Here is a 17,010-nt window from a genome sequence, read left to right on the forward strand (position 1 = left end):
GATTATGCAAAATGAAGCTGCCCCAGAAAAGATGTCATCCTATCTCATGGAGGCTATAAGCATGAAAGCCGCTAAACGTACCTTGCTATGCAGCGCAGCCTGGCTGCTGTTCCCTTATAGTCATTATGCGCGTGCCGACTGGGCCCAGTCGGCGGATGCACTGGTCGTGAAGGCGATGCCGACGAACCGCCAGCTGCAGGCGCAGAACCCGCCGACATTTACGTGGGCGCCCTACTCGGCGACTACCACTTCCTATACGCTCGAGATCCGCATCGGCACCACCGTGGTGCGCACCTATACGAGCAGCCGCAACTGGTATTTGCCCAGCGAGCCGCTTCCTGTCGGCAGCTATACCTGGCGCGTGCGCCCCACCGTCAGCTCGGCATGGTCGGATGACCGCGCCTTCGAGATCGGTGGCAGTTCCAAGCAATTCATTTTGCCGGCCAATGATGTCTTGCGCGCCAATATCCTGAAACGTCCGCGTCCGCGCGGTTTGCCTGCCAGCTTGCCGGTAGCGAGCGCCTGGACCGCTGCCATGAAGGCAGAACGGGGCCCGGCCTTGCAGGGGATGAGCAATGAAGTTGTCCTGCAAACGACCAATGTCGCGCTGCCGTCCGACGCCAACTGGCCCCTGGTTGCCAGCAGCGTCATGACTGCTGCCTATGCGGCGCAGATGACGTCGGTACGTACTTCGATCGTCTTGAACAGCCGCCAGCTCGAGGCCGCCGCGCTGATGTTCCGCCTGACGGGCGAGCAACGCTTTCTGACTGAGGCCTTGCGGCGGGGGGATGCCCTGACGGCGCTCAATCCCAATGGGCCGACCAGCTATGTCAATCAGGCGCAGGGCAGCCGCTCTATTGCCCTGGCGTTGAGCAAGGCGCTTGACAGCCTCGGTTCCAACCTCGACGCGACCCGGCGTGCTGTCTGGATGGCGATGGTCAAGACGCGTACGGCCGTTATCTACCAAGAGCTGCTGAGCAACAATGGTGGTATCGAACAGAAACCTTACGATGCCTTCACGGCTACCAATATCGGTTTTCTTGCCGGTATTTCCGCGCTGGTGCTGGGCGAAATCCCCGAAGCGACCACGTGGTTCGACTTTTCCGTACGCTACTTCTCGGGTTCCTTGATGGTATGGAGCGGCCCGGAGGGCGGTTTTTCGGAAGGTACGGCCTACGCGGAGTTCAGCGCGGATAACGCCTTGCAGATATGGCAGCCCTTGCTGCAGGCCAGCGGCATCGATTTGTTTGCCAAGCCGTGGTCCGCAGGGCTGGCTCGTTTCTTCATGGAATTTGTTCCGCCCGGCGCCAAGACACATATGTTCGGCGATGCGCAGGAGATTGAGCCGGTGTACCGTTTGCTGAAGGCCTATGTATCGCGCTTTGCCACGCCGGAAGCAGCCTGGTACGTCAAGAATATCACTGTGAACGAGGACATGCTGACCTTGCTGCAGGCGCCGTATCCTATGCCTGTATCGACCGTGACGGAAACGCCGCGGCCGCCGGCCAATGGCGCCCTTTTTCCCAGCATCGGCTGGAGCGCGATGCACAGCAATCTTGCTGATTTGAAACGCACTTCCGTGTATTTCAAATCTACGCCCTATGGTTCGTTCTCGCATAGCCATGGCAATCAAAATTCCTTCGTGCTGACGAGCGCCAATGTTCCCCTGCTGATCGAGACGGGCTGGTATGACTGGTTCGGTTCGCCCATGCACACGACATGGTATCGCCAGTCGAAGTCGGCTAACACGATTACTTTCGATGGCGGCGTCGGTCAAATGGTGGATGGCTACCGCGAAACCCTGGTGCGCAACGGCGCCATTACGGCCTTTTCCACGACACCGTCGGTGGACTACGTGGAAGGCAATGCGACCCCCGCTTATGGCGGTGCGTTAAGCCTGGCGGTACGGCAATTGTGGTACTTGCGCGACAGTGATGCCATCGTCGTGCGCGACAAGCTGGCTGCGCCTGTCCAGCGCAGCTTCGAATGGAATTTTCATGCGGCAGCACCAATCTTGGTAGATGGCAGCGGCAATATTTCCATCGTCAACCAGGGCCGCTCCGTGTGCATCAAGCCGATAGCCGATCCGGGGGTGCGCTATGAGAAACGAACAGGGCCGCCACCAAAGGCGGGTAGCTACGAAGAGCACGGCGCCTTGGTACGCACGACCAGTGCCAGCAGCGGCGAATTCCTCGTCCTGCTCGACGTTGGGTGCAAGAACTTGCCCGTAAGTATCACTGCAACGGCAACCGGCAGGCAATTGACAGTCGGCACGCAGAAAATCACCATCGCCAACTGATTACCTGCCGGCATGTCCAGTAAGCCGCTTGCCTTCAAGGCAGGCGGCTTTTTTTATGCCCTGTTCATAGCGATGCAAGCAGGAAAATCAGTTAATCATGGTATTATTGCAATAAATGCATTTATGTTATGAAGAGGTTCACTTGATGAGTACACCGGTAGCTGCAGCCCAGGACAATGCTTCGACGCTGCGTCTCTTGCAATTGGTTCCCGAAGCCTTGCCTACGTTCCGCGTGGACGTCACTACCTTGTTTGGCGACTACCTGCCGCGCCACGGCATCGAATGCGAGCTGGTTGGCAAGCCCGTGCTTGGCGTATTGCCGGACCGCAGCGAAGGAACCCGATTCGCGCGCGTCAGGACAAGTAGCGCGCAGGGCGGGCGGCTGCGGAGGGAAGGGGCTTTTTTACTCACCTGCCTGAGTGCCTTGCTCAAGGTCAACCGCGCGACCTGCGACGTCATCCAGGTGCGCGACATGGTGTCGATCGGCTTGCTGGCGCTCGTCATTGCCCGCCTCAAGGGCATTCCCTTTGTCTTCTGGGTTTCCTTCCTCATGTGCGAGGCGCGCATTGCCAGGGCGCGGGCACAATTGGCGGCGCATGGCGGCTTGCGCAATCGCTTGATATTACTTAAAGGTTTGTTGGAGGAGTGTCTGCTGTACCGCGTCGTGTTACCAAGGGCGCAACACGTCTTCGTGCAAAGCGGGGCGATGCTGGAGATGATGCTGGAGAAGGGCATCCCGAAATCGCGCCTGAGCGCGGTACCCATGGGCGTCGACACGCAGGTGCTGGCCGCTGCGCCTGTGCAGGCGGAGCGTCCGCAAGGGTGGCAGCATGGACCGTTGATCGCCTATCTTGGGACGCTTGATCCCAGTCGCCAGATCGGACGCATGATCGAGGCGCTGGCCAGCGTGCGCGGCACCTATCCTGATGCGCGCCTGCTACTGATCGGCAGCGCCGGTTCGCCAGCGGAAACGGCTGCGCTGCAGGCACAGGTGGACGCTTCCGGCTTGGGCGCCGCCGTGCGCATTACCGGCTGGCTGCCATCGCGGCAAGCCTGGGCCTTGCTGGCCAGCGCCGATGCCGCCGTATCCTATTTTCCCCGTGGCTTGATCCATGACACCTGTTCGCCCACCAAGTTGCTGGAATACATGGCGCTGGGAATGCCGGTGGTGGCCAACGACAACCCCGATCAGGTACGCGTTCTCAAGGAGAGTGGCGCTGGCTGGCTGGTCGACAGTTCGACGCCGGCGATGGCGCAGGGACTACTCGACATCCTGGCCGATCCGGCAGCGGCGCGTGCCCGCGCGGCCAGCGGCCCGGGGTATATCGAGGCGACGCGCAGCTATCGCGTGATCGCGTCGGCCGTTGCCGCACAGTACCGGCGCCTGGTGCGCCGCTAGCGTTACTTCAGGCAGCGGGACGCCGGATCACGAAGCGGTGCTTGCCGTTCGCCTGCACCAGGAAGGGCGCGTTGTGAATGAAGTCCAGCTGCTCAAATGCCAGCGATGCGCCGATGCGTCGGCGATACTCGTCGTCGAGCGCCTGCCTGCCATTCGCTGTGCCATGCAGGTTGATTTCCAGGCGCTGCTCGTCGAACACCACTTGAAACGCGTGAATATGGGGGTCTTCGCGGAAAAGGTGGGTGAAAAATTCTGAATGGACGGCCGCGCCGTGCGGGTCAACCACCATGTCGTTCTGCCGCCCGCCGACTTCATCGATCAGTGGCAGGCTGCGGCCGCACGCGCACAGCCGGCTCGACATGCGCACCAGATCCCCCGTATCGCAGCGCGGCAGAAACATCGCGCGATTTGCCATGTCCGTCGAGATCAGCCGCCCATCAGGCAAGATTTCCGCGTGGCTACGCGACGAGATTAGGTGGAAGCCGTCGCGGTGCTCGCATTCGAAGGCTGAAACCCCAGCTTCGTTGCAGCCATACTGGCTGTAGCATGGCACGCCAAAGGCGGCTTCGATATCGGCCCGCATGGCCGGCGTCAGTACTTCTGCCGTACACACAATGCCGCGTAGCACGTGGTGCAGGCGCTGGCCAGATGCCAGCCTGTGCCGGGCCAACCGGTGGACGGCCGAGGCATAGCCGTACAGCAGCCGGAAGCCGCCCTGGCTCAGGTTAGCATCATATTCATCCATGCGTGCTGGCGACATGTCGAACGCGGACAGGACGCTGACATTCAGCAAGCGGTAGTAGATGCGCTGTTTGTAACCGGTGCCAAACAGGGAGGAGCCGGCAAGAAAAGCCACCTTGTCGCCCAACTGGTAGCCGGCCGCTTCCCAGGCGAGGAAAATGCCGGCCCACAGGTAGGACTGGGCTTCATTGCCTGTGTAGTACACCAGCGGTTCGCCCGTGGAGCCACCTGTTTTCTTGCGCACGACCTTGCCCTTGTAGTGGGGGTTGATCAGTTGTTCGCGATGGGTATTGATAAAACGCTTGTCCAGCACGGGCAGCGCTTCAAAATGGCTGACGTCGCGGAACAGGGGCAGGGCGTGCCGCATTGCATCAAAGTAGTCATTGAGCTGACTGCGCTCCCTGGCCTGCATGGCGGTATGGTCATCGTATTGCCAGTGGCGCAGTGTCTTGAGCAAGCCGATCGAATCGGTGCCGCGTGCAAGGTCGATCAATTTGTAGCGCAACGCTAAAGTCATTCTTGTACTCTCTATTCTTGCGCCGCACGGGAACGCTGTCCCCGTATGTGCAGCTAATTGCGTGTCTCGGGTCGGGTGTTGCTAGTCTGCACGCCGAACCTGTGATTCTTCCGTGCATGGCATGACAATTATTCATAATACAATATTTTTTTGACTGCTGTACGCATTCTGACGTATCCAGGCAAAGATGTCGCGTTCCGCGATTCGATTGAAAAAGTTAATTTTAAAGAAGTATTTTTGTTGTACAATAGTCACTCTTTATAAGCACAACAATAACAGTTTTGCTGTGGTGCAAAATGTATCGCGTGCGCGCTACGGGAATATGTGAGAATAAAAAAAATGCAATGGTTGTCGTAGTCCGACATGTACTGGATAAAAAATTTGGGGGCTGGATGAAGGCTGGATGCAAGGTACTGATGGTAGGCACCCATCCTGGCGGAAAGGGCGGCATCGCCACCGTTGTCGCTGTGCTGCAACAACAAGGTTTTTTTAAAGAGAACGCGGTGCGCTATATCGCCACGCATGCGCAAGGGGGGGGCGTGCGCAAGCTGGGCACGGCCATTGGCGCCGTGTGCACGGTAGCCTGGCTGTGTCTGACGCAGCGTCCGGCCATCGTGCATGTGCATTCTGCGTCGCGCGCCAGCTTTTACCGGAAATCATTGATATTGCTCACGGCGAGGCTGTTGGGCCGCAAGACGATCTTTCATTTGCATGGCGCCGAATTTCGGCAGTTTGCGAATGTCGAATCGGGCCCGCTGGCCCGCTGGTGGATACGCCGCACTCTGGCCAGCAGTTCCATGGTGGTGACCCTGTCGGAAAGCTGGAGCGGTTTCTTGCGTGAACTGGCGCCGACGGCCCGCCTGCGGGTGGTGGCCAATTCGGTCTCCATGCCGGTGCTGCAGGAGCCGGCGCGGGAAGAGGCGGGACGCATTCTGTTTCTGGGAAGGGCCGAAAAGCGCAAAGGCATCTTTGAATTGCTCGACGCTATTGCGCTGCTGAAGCAGGAGTATCCTGAAGTCATGCTGGTGATCGGCGGTGACGGCGACCTCCAGGAGATCGCGCTGACGGTAGAGCGCTTGCAGATCGGCGCGCATGTGAGCATTCTCGGCTGGATTGGCACGCAGGAACGCGACGAGCAATTGGCCCGCGCGGCGGTATTTACCCTGCCATCGCACGACGAGGGCTTGCCTATGTCGATGTTGGAAGCGATGGCCACTGGCAAGGCGATAGTCGTGACACCGGTCGGTGGAATTCCCGAAGCCGTCTATGACCAGGTCAATGGCTTGCTGGTGCCGCCGGGCGATGTTGAGGCGCTTGCCGCGGCATTTAGCCGTTTATTGACGGATATCACGCTGCGCCGCCGCATCGGAGAGCAGGCGCGTGCCACCGTCGCCGAGCGTTTTAGTACGCAAGTGGTAATGGCTCAGCTGGCCAGCCTTTACCGGGAGCTGGAAGGACCGGCGGCGCCGTAGCCAGGTGATGGATAGGCTTGCTGCTGGAGCGTAGTGCCGCTGTCAGGATGGCCAGGTATCTGCCTGGCAAATATTGAATTTTTTGAAGGTTTTGTTATGACAACAATTGCAGTGATTGGCCTGGGCTACGTAGGCCTGCCCTTGGTCGTGGAGTTTGGCAAGCTGGGGCGTACCATTGGCTTTGATATTTCCGTCGAGAAAGTTCAGTCTTGCCAGCGCGGCACGGATCCCTCGCGCGAACTGAGCGACCAGCAAATGGCCGCGGCCGTGCAGGCCGAGTATTCGTCCGAGCCGCAAATACTGGCCGAGGCCGATATTATCATCGTGGCCGTGCCGACCCCCGTCGACCAAGCCCATAATCCGGACTTCTCGCCCTTGATCGGCGCCAGCCGCACGGTGGGCCAGTACCTGAAAAAGGGCGCCATCGTCGTCTATGAATCGACCGTGTATCCGGGCGCGACCGAAGAGGTGTGCATCCCCGTGCTGGAAGAGGCCTCCGGCTTGAAGTGGAAGCAGGACTTTTTTGTCGGCTATTCCCCCGAGCGTATCAATCCGGGCGACCGCAAGCATATGTTGACGAATGTCATCAAAGTGGTCTCGGGCGATACGCCGCAGACGCTCGAACGCGTTGCCACCATGTATGAAAGCATCGTCGAGCCGGGTGTGCACCGCTGCTCCAGCATCAAGGCGGCGGAGGCCTGCAAGGTGATCGAAAACACCCAGCGCGATCTGAATATCGCGCTGATGAACGAGTTGGCGATCATTTTTGACAAAATCGGCATCGATACGTCGGAAGTGCTGAAGGCGGCCGGCACCAAGTGGAATTTCCTGAAGTTCTCGCCGGGCCTCGTGGGTGGCCATTGCATCGGGGTCGACCCGTACTACCTGACGCACAAGGCGGAAATGCTCGGCTATCACCCGCAGGTGATTCTGGCCGGGCGCCGCATCAACGATGGCATGGGCAAGTATATCGCCGAGCAGACCATCAAGAACATGATCGCCTCGGGCAGCTACATCAAGGGCGCCCGCGTCAACGTGCTGGGCCTGACGTTCAAGGAAAACTGCGCCGACCTGCGCAATTCCAAGGTGGGCGACGTCATCCGCGAACTGAAAACCTACGGCGTGGAAGTATTCGTGCACGATCCATATGCGGAACAGGAAGAGGCGATGCACGAGTATGGCGTGCGCCTGTTCAGCTGGGAAGAACTGCCGCGCGCCGACGCGATCGTGGCGGCCGTATCGCATCAGCAATTGCTCGACCTGCCGGTGGAAGAGTTGCAACGCAAGCTGATCAAGAGCGGCTGCTTCATCGACGTCAAGGCGTGTTTCGACCAGCAGGCGCTGGAAGAGGCAGGCATCAAGGTCTGGCGCCTGTAAGGGCCGGCGCCGCGCAGCAGCGCGGCATCTTTTTTCATTGTTGCAAGGGTAATTCATGCGTATCTGGTTTGAACTGACCAACTCGCCGCACATCAATATGTTTGCGGCCATGATCCGCGAACTGGAACGCGAACACGAGGTCGTGATCACGTGCCGGCCGCTGGCCAATACGGTCGAGCTGCTCGACTTGCATGGCTTTAAGTACACGGTGGTGGGCAAGCATTACGGCGGCCAGCTGTCGGCCAAGCTGTTTGGTTTCCCCGTGCGCGTCTACCAGCTGTGCCGCTTTTTGAGCGGCAAGAAAATCGACGTGGCGATCTCGCAGAGCTCTTTCCATTCGCCGGTGGCGGCACGCCTGATGGGCATCCGCTCCATCTACATGAACGATAACGAGCATGCGGCAGGCAATATCCCGGCGTTCTTGTTTGCCAACCGCATCATGGTGCCGGAGTTTCTCGGTATGGAAAAACTCAAGAAGCAGTGGGCCAATCCGCGCAAGGTCTTGCATTATCCGGGCGTCAAGGAAGGGATTTACCTGTGGGAACTTGATCAGCGCCTCGGCGCCAAGGGAGTGCAGCAGCGGGCAGGGCGCGCGCGGCACGTGGTGTATATCCGTCCGGAACCATGGACGGCCCAATATTACAAGGGCAGCCGCAACTTCCTTGATGAGTTGCTGTTGGGTATGAAAGACCGGGTCGATATCGTGTTATTGCCGCGAGGAAAAGAGCAGGGCGTGCATTACCAGGATCCCAAGTTTGCTGGCGTGCGCGTGGTCACCACTGCCCTCGACATCGCCGATATCGCGCCCGATTGCGACCTGTTCATCGGCGCCGGCGGCACCATGACGCGCGAGATGGCCGTGCTGGGCATTCCCACCATCTCCGTTTACCAGGATGCCTTGCTCGACGTCGACCGCCACCTGCTGGAGGTAGGTGCCTTCGAACACCGGCCCGACCTGACGGCTGCGCAGGCGCTGGCCTACCTGGACAGCGCCACGCAGCAACCACCGAATCGCAGCTTGCTGGAAAAGGGCCGCGCCGCGTATGACCTGGTCAAGCGGCAGCTCGTCAACGGCTAAATTTGATTAACAACATACGGGACGATGGCGGCACGGGCCGTCAGCGTCCCGGCAGCGCTAAAGGACAGGACAATATGATACGCCTCGCAGTAGTAGGCTTGGGCAAGATGGGCTTGTCCCATCACTCGATGATCAATGCACATCCCGGTGTCACGCTGGCGGCCGTCTGCGACGCCACCGGCTACATGCTCGACATCCTGGGTAAATATACGGGCGTCAAGACCTATACGGACTTCGACCTCATGCTCAGTGAACAGGAACTCGATGCCGTGATCATCGCGACGCCGTCCAGCATGCACGGCAAGATGGTGCTGGCCGCGCTGAACAAGAATATTCATGTGTTTTGCGAAAAGCCTTTCTGCCTCGATACCGAGGAAGGCGAGCAGGCGACCCGCCTGGCGGCGGAAAAAGGCCTGGTCAACCAGGTCGGCTACCACTACCGCTTCGTCGGCGCCTTCCAGGAGGTCAAGCGCCTGCTGGACGTGGGTGTGATCGGTGAAGTGACGCATATGCTGGCCGAGGCCTATGGCCCGGTAGTGCTGAAGCCGAAAGGCTCCACCTGGCGTACCCAGCGTTCGGAAGGCGGCGGCTGCCTGTATGACTATGCGGCCCATCCGCTGAACCTGCTGAACTGGTATTTCGGCGCGCCGCGCGGCGTGGGCGGCTCCGTACTCAACAAGATTTTCTCCGCTGACACGGACGATGAAGTGTTTTCCACCCTGTATTACGCCGATGGCAAGAGCGCCCAGCTGTCCGTCAACTGGAGCGACGAATCCTACCGCAAGATGTCGACGAAGATCAGCGTGTGGGGCAAGAATGGCCGCATCACCGCCGACCGCCAGGAAGTCCAGGTCTACCTGCGCGACGCCAGCGGCGCACCGGAAGGCTATGGCGAAGGCTGGACCGTGCGCAATACCACGGAATTGACGGAACCGGTCGACTTTTACCTGCGCGGCGAGGAATACTCGGCCCAGCTCGATTACTTCGTCCGTTGCATCGTCGACAAGCGCGCGGACGACAATGTCAACTCGTTCGCCTCGGCGCTGGCGACCGACCGCGTGATCTCGATGCTGATCGCCGACGCGGAAAAAGGTCCTGGCGTGCTGTCCGGCGATGCCTTGCCAGAACAGCCGAAAAAGAAAAAAGGTTTCTTTTTTGGCCGCTGACATGCCGCGCAGCAGGATTTCGATACGAAATATGAATGGAGCAGGAAATGGATCAACTCGATCGTTTGTTATTTGGTGATAATCAGTTCTTCGGTGTGAATCATATGTCGGAGGAAAAAGCGCGGGCCCAGGCCATGCGTTTCCAGGATATCAAGGCCGTTATCAAGGTGCTCGATAATGCCTACGATGAAGGGGTGAAATCCTTCATGTGCACGACCCATGACCGTATCGCACAGGTGTGCGATCACATGCGTGCCGACCCGGTGCGCTACAAGGACTTCAAATTCATGCCTTGCATGCCGTATGCCCACAAATATGCGAATGCCGTCACGGAAGACGGCATCATGGGCGCGCTCAAGCGTTTTACGCCCGATGAAGGCTTCCTGAATGCCGCCCTGCGTGGCGGCAAGGCATTGGCGACCAAGGATATCGAAGGCATCATTACCCTGCTGGTGGATGCGGAAATGAAGATGTTTGCCGGCCTGAATACGCCCGTGATCTTCCTGCAGAACGTGGTGGTCGACCTGCTGCTGGGCCTGGGCTTCAAGGACGCCTTCTCGATCTTCGCCAACCACGTGCGCAAGCGCTACAACGCCGAGCCCGGCTTCATCACGATGAACCTGCCGATGCTGCTCGACGTGCTCGAAGAGCAGGGCATCGACAACCCCATCGTCTGCTCGAACATCAACAAGGTGGGCTTCCGCATGTCCGGCGGCTTCGATGCCTACCAGAGCGCCTTGCGCGACCGCAAGTTCCGCGCGATCGCCATGTCCGTCTTCGCCTCGGGCGCGATCGCTCCCGAAGAAGCGATCGAATGGGTGTGCCAGCAGCCGAACATCGAATCCATCGTCTTTGGCGCCTCCAGCCGCGGCAATATCCGCAATACGCGCGAACTGGTGGACCGCTACTGGCCAGTGGCACAGGGGGAGGCATCATGAAGACGGTCTACCTGGTGGCCGGCGCACGGCCCAATTTCATGAAGATCGCGCCTATCGTGCGCGCGTTGCAAGGCCATGCGCGCCTGGCATTCAAGATCATCCACACGGGCCAGCACTATGACCGCGAGATGAACGACGTGTTTTTCGAAGAGTTGGGCATTCCCGAACCGGACGTCTTCATGGCGGCAGGCGGCGGCACGCACGCGGAACAGACGGGAAAGATCATGCTGGCCTTCGAACAGCTATGCAAGGCCGAACGGCCTGCCGCCGTGCTGGTGGTGGGCGACGTCAATTCCACGCTGGCTTGCTCCATCGCGGCGAAAAAGCTCGGCATTCCCGTGGCACACGTGGAGGCCGGCCTGCGCAGCGGCGACATGGGCATGCCGGAAGAGATCAACCGTCTCGTGACGGACAGTATCTCGGACTGGTTCTTCGTTACCGAGCCGAGCGCCGTCGAGCATTTGCGGCGCGAAGGCAAGCCGGATGCCGCCGTGCATTACGTGGGTCACGTAATGGTCGACAACGTGCTGTACCAGGCTGAAAAGCTGGGCCGCGAATCGCCGCGGCAATTCGAGGCGTCGGCCTTCAAGGCGGCGCACAGCGGCGCTGGAGCCCGCTATGGCGTGGTGACCCTGCATCGTCCGAGCAATGTCGACAGCGCCGAAGACATGCGCAAGGTGGCTGGCGCGCTGGTCGAGATCGCCGCAGAACTACCCCTGATCTTTCCCGTGCATCCGCGTACGCGCGCCAACCTCGACAAGTTTGGCATCGACCTGGGGCCGAACATCACGCTGGTGGGGCCGCAAAGCTACATGGCCTTCCTCGACCTGTGGAAGGATGCGGCGCTGGTGCTGACCGACAGCGGCGGCTTGCAGGAAGAAACCACGGCGCTGGGCGTGCCCTGCATCACGATACGCGAGACCACGGAGCGTCCCGTCACCGTCGACGAGGGCAGCAATGTCCTGGCTGGCACGGATCCGCTGCGCATCGTGGCCGAGGCGCGCAAGGTGCTGCGCGGCGAAGGCAAGCAGGGCCGCCGTCCGTATCTGTGGGATGGACAGGCCGCGCAGCGCATCGTGGCGCAACTGGACCAGGAACTGGCATAGGCAGCGGCAGGCAAGGGATAGGCTGAAAGAGGATTGGACGGGCGCACAGGGCGGACATGGATAGCGCCGCCCATGCGCTTGCAAGATGGCCGATGGCTGGCGATACGCCGGCCGGGCGCCGCATCCACCCCAAACAACGATGGAAAGCGATCGACGATGAAAGCAATGATACTGGCTGCAGGCAAGGGCACTCGCGTGCGCCCTCTGACCTATGATTTACCGAAACCGATGATACCCATCCTGGGCAAGCCGGTGATGGCTTACCTGGTCGAGCATCTGTCCCGTTACGGCATTACCGAAATCATGGTCAATGTCAGCTATCTGCATGAAAAAATCGAGGAGTATTTCGGCGAGGGGCACCAGTTCGGCGTGCAGATCGGCTATTCCTTCGAAGGTTACACGAATGACGCAGGCGAAGTCGTGCCCGAGCCGCTGGGGTCGGCAGGCGGCATGAAGAAGATCCAGGAATTCGGCAACTTTTTCGATGAAACCACCATCGTGCTGTGCGGCGATGCCTTGATCGACCTCGACATCAAGTCTGCCCTGTTCGAACACCGCCGCAAGGGCGCGCTGGCGTCCGTCATCACGCTCGAAGTGCCGTGGGACAAGGTGTCGAGCTATGGCGTGGTGGTCAGCGATGCCGACGGCCGTATCCGCGCCTTCCAGGAAAAACCGGCGCAGGCCGATGCGTTGTCCAATTGCGTCAGCACGGGCATCTATATTTTCGAACCCGAAGTGCTGGAACTGATTCCCAGTGACCGGCCGTTCGATATCGGCTCGGAACTGTTCCCCTTGCTGGTCGAGAAGGGATTGCCTTTCTATGCGCAAAAACGCAACTACAACTGGATCGATATCGGCAGCGTCAAGGATTACTGGGAAGTGCTGCAAAGCGTGCTGATGGGGGAAGTGGCCCAGCTGGACGTGCCCGGTATCCAGATCGACGACGGCCTGTGGGTCGGCTTGAATACCAGCATCGACTGGAGTGGCGGCACGCGCATCGAAGGCCCCGTCTACATCGGTTCGGGCAGCCGCATCGAGGCGGGCGCGACGATCATCGGGCCGACGTGGATCGGCCACGGCAGTCACGTGTGCGCGGGCGCCGAAGTGGTGCGCAGCGTGCTGTTCGAGTACACGCGCGTGCTGCCCGGCGTGGTGCTCGATGAAATGATCGTCTTCAAGGATTACAGCGTCGACCGGGCCGGCGAGATGCGGCACGCATCGCAGTATGAGCCCGATGCCTGGGCCAATGCGCGCGACCGGCGCAACCGCCGGCGTGCCGAGATGTCCACGCAACTGCGCGCAGTCAAATAACCAGGAGCCCCGACATGAACATCTATCCAGTGATCTTGTCGGGAGGCTCCGGTAGCCGTCTATGGCCGCTGTCGCGCCAGGCGCTGCCCAAGCAATTGTTGCCGCTGGTATCAAGCCAGACGCTGCTGCAGGAAACCGTGTTGCGCGTGCGGGACCTGGGCGATGTCGGGCTGGCGGTCATGCCGCCGCTGCTGGTGTGCGGCAATGAGCACCGTTTCATGGTGGCTGAACAGCTGCGCCAGGTCGGCGTCGCGCCGCTGGCCATTCTGCTGGAGCCGCTGGGACGCAACACGGCACCGGCCATGGCGGTCGCCGCGCAATATCTGCTGGCGCACGATGCCGATGCCCTGATGCTGATCATGCCGGCCGACCATCTGGTCGGCGACGTGGCCGCGTTTCACCAGGCGATCGCGCAAGCCGCGCCGCTGGCCGACGCGGGCGCGCTGGCCACCTTCGGCATCTTGCCGACCGCCGCCGAGACGGGCTACGGCTATATCCTTGCCGGCGCCTCCCTGCCTGGTTCGGCGCAAGGACGGCAGGTCGAGCGCTTCGTGGAAAAACCGGACTTGCCCACAGCCCGCGCATTTCTTTCCGATGACCGTTACCTGTGGAACAGCGGCATGTTCCTGTTGCGCGCCGCCGCCTGTCTCGGCGAGTTGCGGATGCTGGAACCTGCCATGCTGGGGGACTGCGAGCTGGCCGTCGCGCACGGCTGCCGCGACCTCGACTTTTTTCGCCTCGATCCTGCCGCCTTTGCCCGCTGCCGCAGCGTTTCGATCGACCATGCAGTGATGGAACACACGCAGCGGGCCGTGGTCGTGCCGGCCGCCATCGGCTGGAGCGATATCGGTTCCTGGTCGGCCCTGTGGCAAGCCTTGCCCGGCGACGAGCATGGCAATGTCGTGCGCGGCGATGCCTATCTCGATGGCGTGCACAATTGCCTGGTGCGTGCCGGCAGCCGCATGCTGGCCGTACTCGGGGTGGATGACCTGGTGATCGTCGAGACCGATGACGCCGTGCTGGTGGCGCACCGCGACCAGGTGCAGCGCGTGCGGCAGGTGGTCGAGCACCTGGAGCGGCATGCGCGCACGGAACACGTCCAGCACCGCCTCGTGTACCGGCCCTGGGGCAGCTACGAAGGCATCGATATGGGCGAGCGCTTCCAGGTCAAGCGCATCGTCGTCAATCCCGGCGGGCAACTGTCGCTGCAGATGCACCATCACCGCGCCGAGCATTGGGTAGTCGTGCGCGGCACGGCCCGGGTCACCTGTGGCGAGACTGTCAAATTACTGACGGAAAACGAATCCACCTACATTCCCATCGGTATGACGCATCGCCTGGAAAACCCCGGCAAGCTGCCGCTGCACCTGATCGAGGTGCAGACCGGCAGTTATCTGGGAGAGGACGATATCGTGCGCTATGCCGATGCCTACCAGCGCGCCTGAGGCTCAGGGCACGCGGTGCATTACGTCCGGCGTGCAGCCGCTCTTGACGACCTTGCCAGGGTTGCCCACCACGATGGAATACGGCGGGATGTCTTCCGTGACGACGGCGCCGCCTCCGATGCGGCTGCCGCGCCCGATGGTGATGCCGCCCGTGATGATGGCGTGCGGGCCGACCCACACCTCATCTTCCAGGGTCGGGTAGCCGGTGACGCGCTGGCCATCCCTGGCAATGCGGTCGCGACGGCCCAGCGTGACACCATGGAACAGCGTGACATTGCGGCCGATGACGGCACCCGGGCTCATCACCATGCCCCAGCCATGCGTGAGGGCAAATCCGGGGCCTATCTGCGCCCTCCAAGGGAAATCCACCCCCGCCTGGCTGGCCGCATAACGATGCACGAGCTTGCAGAATGGAAGAAATACGGGCCACAGGCCGCGCGCCTGCGATACCGCCTGGCAGAGGCGGGCGGTGGCGACGACACGGAAGGTTCTACTGCGCAAGATTTCCTTGAAGGTCAAGGGCCAGCTGCTGCGACCGAATAGCCGATACGTGTCTGCCTTTAATGCTGTCCAGGTTGTCATACATTCACCACGTCTTCCCCTCCTGTTGTCGTTGGTACTGATTATATCTTTACTATGTTTGCGCACGCCACGGTAACAAGCCGGCATCCGAATTTGATGCTATAAAGAAACTATTTATTAAAAAAAGAATAATCAAATAAATTGCTTTATGATACTATTCTCCTTGGTTAAATTAATTCAATTCCCGTAGGCAATTTATTGTCTGCAATTACGTTTGGTGGAATCGCATGAAGAAACATATTTGCTCAGCTGTGGCCACCGTGGCATTTGCCGGTGCCGCCCTGTTTTCCCAGGCAGCAGCAGCCGCCGTTGTCGACATCAGCTCCGTGCCGACGGCCGTGACGCTGGCGAATGGCGGATCGCTGACCTTTGGCGACAAGTTTAAATCCGGCAATAAAGACAACTTTTTCAACGACCACTTCACGTTCAACGTGGCACAGTTCAGCAATGTGAGCCTGGTGGTCACGTCGACCAGCACGAGCGCGGCGAATGGCTTGAACCTGACGGGCCTGGGCCTGTACGACAGCGCCAATCACAGCCTGTTGCAGGGCGCGCAGGTATTGACGGGCAAGGATGACAAGTGGACCTTGTCTTTTGCCAACCTGGCGGCCGGTTCCTATTACGTCAAGGTTAGCGGCAACCTCGTTTCGGGCGCGGGCGCCACCTTCAGCGGCAACGGCAGTCTGGTGTCGGCTGTGCCGGAACCGGCAAGCTACGGCATGCTGCTGGGTGGCCTGGGTCTGCTGGGCTTCCTGGCGCGCCGCCGCCAGAAGTCTGCCTGAGCACCGCTGCACCGCTTTCCTTCCGCATTTTTATCTTGCGGCCAGCCTGTGCCGGCCGCTGTTTCCTTGGTGAAAAGTATGAACAAAATTCTCAAATCCCTGTTCCTGGCGATCATGCTGGCCGGCAGCAGCCTGGGCGCGCAAGCCGCCCCCGTCGACATCAGCCACGCGCCTGTCGACCTGACGCAGGACTTGCTCGATTATTCGGGCAGCAACCTGTTCGGCTCGTTTACGCTGGCACCGGGCCAGTTGGCCGGCGTCGAGCACAATTTCTTCAGCGACAAATTCCTGTTCACCTTGACCGGTAGTAATGATTTTAGCGGCCTGGCCACTTCCCTGAAGCCCAGCCTGAACTCGGGCCTGACCTTGACGGGTTTCAGTCTGAAGAATGCCGGCGGCGTCGTCTTGCAAGGAACGCTGGACCTGTTGAACTTCACGGCGGCGGACCAGGCCTGGGTCCTGTCGTCGAACACAGCGCCGCTGGGCGCCGGCGACTACTTCCTGGAAGTGAATGGCTACGTGGCCTCGGCGGCCGGCGGCAGCTATAGCGGCAACGTGTCCGTCAATCCCGTGCCGGAACCGGAAACCTATGCCATGTTGCTGGCAGGTCTGGGCCTTGTGGGTTTCATGGCGCGCCGCCGCAAGCAGCAGGCGTGATGGCCGTGGCGTGAACGGAAAAGCGGAGGCCTCGGCCTCCGTTTTTTTTTGCAGCGCTTCCGCGGCTATTTTCAAGGCTATAATTGTTGGCACCATGGGCGGCCGGCAAACGGCCGTTTTGATCAATCGCACGTGTATTT

The 17,010-nt window shown here is 60.3% G+C and carries 14 protein-coding genes; 12 read left to right on the forward strand and 2 right to left on the reverse strand.

Annotated features, from left to right (window positions below; translation table 11 throughout):
• The first annotated feature begins 4 nt into the window (after window positions 1-4).
• Window positions 5-2,299, forward strand: a complete 2,295-nt coding sequence (locus AC3RCG_RS08360; protein WP_227742126.1) for a heparinase II/III domain-containing protein — start codon at window positions 5-7, stop codon at window positions 2,297-2,299.
• A 145-nt stretch (window positions 2,300-2,444) separates the two neighbouring features.
• Window positions 2,445-3,698, forward strand: a complete 1,254-nt coding sequence (locus tag AC3RCG_RS08365; RefSeq protein ID WP_175444759.1) for a glycosyltransferase — start codon at window positions 2,445-2,447, stop codon at window positions 3,696-3,698.
• 7 nt (window positions 3,699-3,705) lie between these two features.
• Here AC3RCG_RS08365 and AC3RCG_RS08370 read toward each other — a convergent pair whose 3' ends face one another.
• Window positions 3,706-4,896 carry a phenylacetate--CoA ligase family protein gene (locus AC3RCG_RS08370; protein WP_492490421.1) on the reverse strand — a complete coding sequence of 397 codons (1,191 nt, stop codon included), beginning with the start codon at window positions 4,894-4,896 and terminating at the stop codon, window positions 3,706-3,708.
• Between the two features lie 404 nt (window positions 4,897-5,300).
• Between AC3RCG_RS08370 and AC3RCG_RS08375 the strand changes: the two genes are divergently transcribed.
• The 8 genes from AC3RCG_RS08375 (at window position 5,301) to AC3RCG_RS08410 (ending at window position 14,849) form a co-directional block, all read left to right on the forward strand.
• Window positions 5,301-6,428 carry a glycosyltransferase family 4 protein gene (locus AC3RCG_RS08375; protein ID WP_227742127.1) on the forward strand — a complete coding sequence of 376 codons (1,128 nt, stop codon included), beginning with the start codon at window positions 5,301-5,303 and terminating at the stop codon, window positions 6,426-6,428.
• A gap of 96 nt (window positions 6,429-6,524) precedes the next feature.
• Complete coding sequence (locus tag AC3RCG_RS08380; RefSeq protein ID WP_492403616.1) at window positions 6,525-7,805, forward strand: nucleotide sugar dehydrogenase; 1,281 nt, start codon at window positions 6,525-6,527, stop codon at window positions 7,803-7,805.
• Between the two features lie 55 nt (window positions 7,806-7,860).
• Entirely contained in the window at window positions 7,861-8,883 is a 1,023-nt protein-coding gene (locus AC3RCG_RS08385; RefSeq protein WP_070224575.1) for a DUF354 domain-containing protein, read from the forward strand.
• A 74-nt stretch (window positions 8,884-8,957) separates the two neighbouring features.
• Complete coding sequence (locus AC3RCG_RS08390; RefSeq protein ID WP_070312099.1) at window positions 8,958-10,049, forward strand: Gfo/Idh/MocA family protein; 1,092 nt, start codon at window positions 8,958-8,960, stop codon at window positions 10,047-10,049.
• Between the two features lie 47 nt (window positions 10,050-10,096).
• Complete coding sequence (locus AC3RCG_RS08395) at window positions 10,097-10,987, forward strand: hypothetical protein (protein ID WP_070224573.1); 891 nt, start codon at window positions 10,097-10,099, stop codon at window positions 10,985-10,987.
• Window positions 10,984-12,093 (forward strand): non-hydrolyzing UDP-N-acetylglucosamine 2-epimerase, encoded by a 1,110-nt coding sequence (wecB, locus tag AC3RCG_RS08400; RefSeq protein WP_070224572.1) that lies wholly within the window; start codon window positions 10,984-10,986, stop codon window positions 12,091-12,093. The genes AC3RCG_RS08395 and wecB overlap by 4 nt, the downstream gene beginning before the upstream one ends.
• A 156-nt stretch (window positions 12,094-12,249) precedes the next feature.
• Window positions 12,250-13,404, forward strand: coding sequence for a nucleotidyltransferase family protein (locus tag AC3RCG_RS08405; RefSeq protein ID WP_070224571.1), 1,155 nt, complete (start codon window positions 12,250-12,252; stop codon window positions 13,402-13,404).
• Between the two features lie 14 nt (window positions 13,405-13,418).
• Window positions 13,419-14,849: a mannose-1-phosphate guanylyltransferase/mannose-6-phosphate isomerase gene (locus AC3RCG_RS08410; RefSeq protein WP_492403613.1), complete on the forward strand. Its 1,431-nt coding sequence runs from the start codon at window positions 13,419-13,421 to the stop codon at window positions 14,847-14,849.
• Window positions 14,850-14,852: 3 nt separating this feature from the next.
• Here AC3RCG_RS08410 and AC3RCG_RS08415 read toward each other — a convergent pair whose 3' ends face one another.
• Window positions 14,853-15,350, reverse strand: coding sequence for an LbetaH domain-containing protein (locus AC3RCG_RS08415; RefSeq protein ID WP_240453560.1), 498 nt, complete (start codon window positions 15,348-15,350; stop codon window positions 14,853-14,855).
• A 308-nt stretch (window positions 15,351-15,658) separates the two neighbouring features.
• Here AC3RCG_RS08415 and AC3RCG_RS08420 point away from each other — a divergent pair, with 308 nt between their 5' ends.
• The gene (locus tag AC3RCG_RS08420) at window positions 15,659-16,213 is read left to right on the forward strand and encodes an FxDxF family PEP-CTERM protein (protein ID WP_070289617.1); all 555 of its coding nucleotides are present in this window, start codon (window positions 15,659-15,661) and stop codon (window positions 16,211-16,213) included.
• Between the two features lie 78 nt (window positions 16,214-16,291).
• Window positions 16,292-16,870, forward strand: coding sequence for an FxDxF family PEP-CTERM protein (locus AC3RCG_RS08425; RefSeq protein ID WP_070312101.1), 579 nt, complete (start codon window positions 16,292-16,294; stop codon window positions 16,868-16,870).
• The last annotated feature ends 140 nt before the right edge of the window (window positions 16,871-17,010 follow it).

This window comes from Janthinobacterium sp. GW823-FHT01H08, assembly GCF_058797855.1.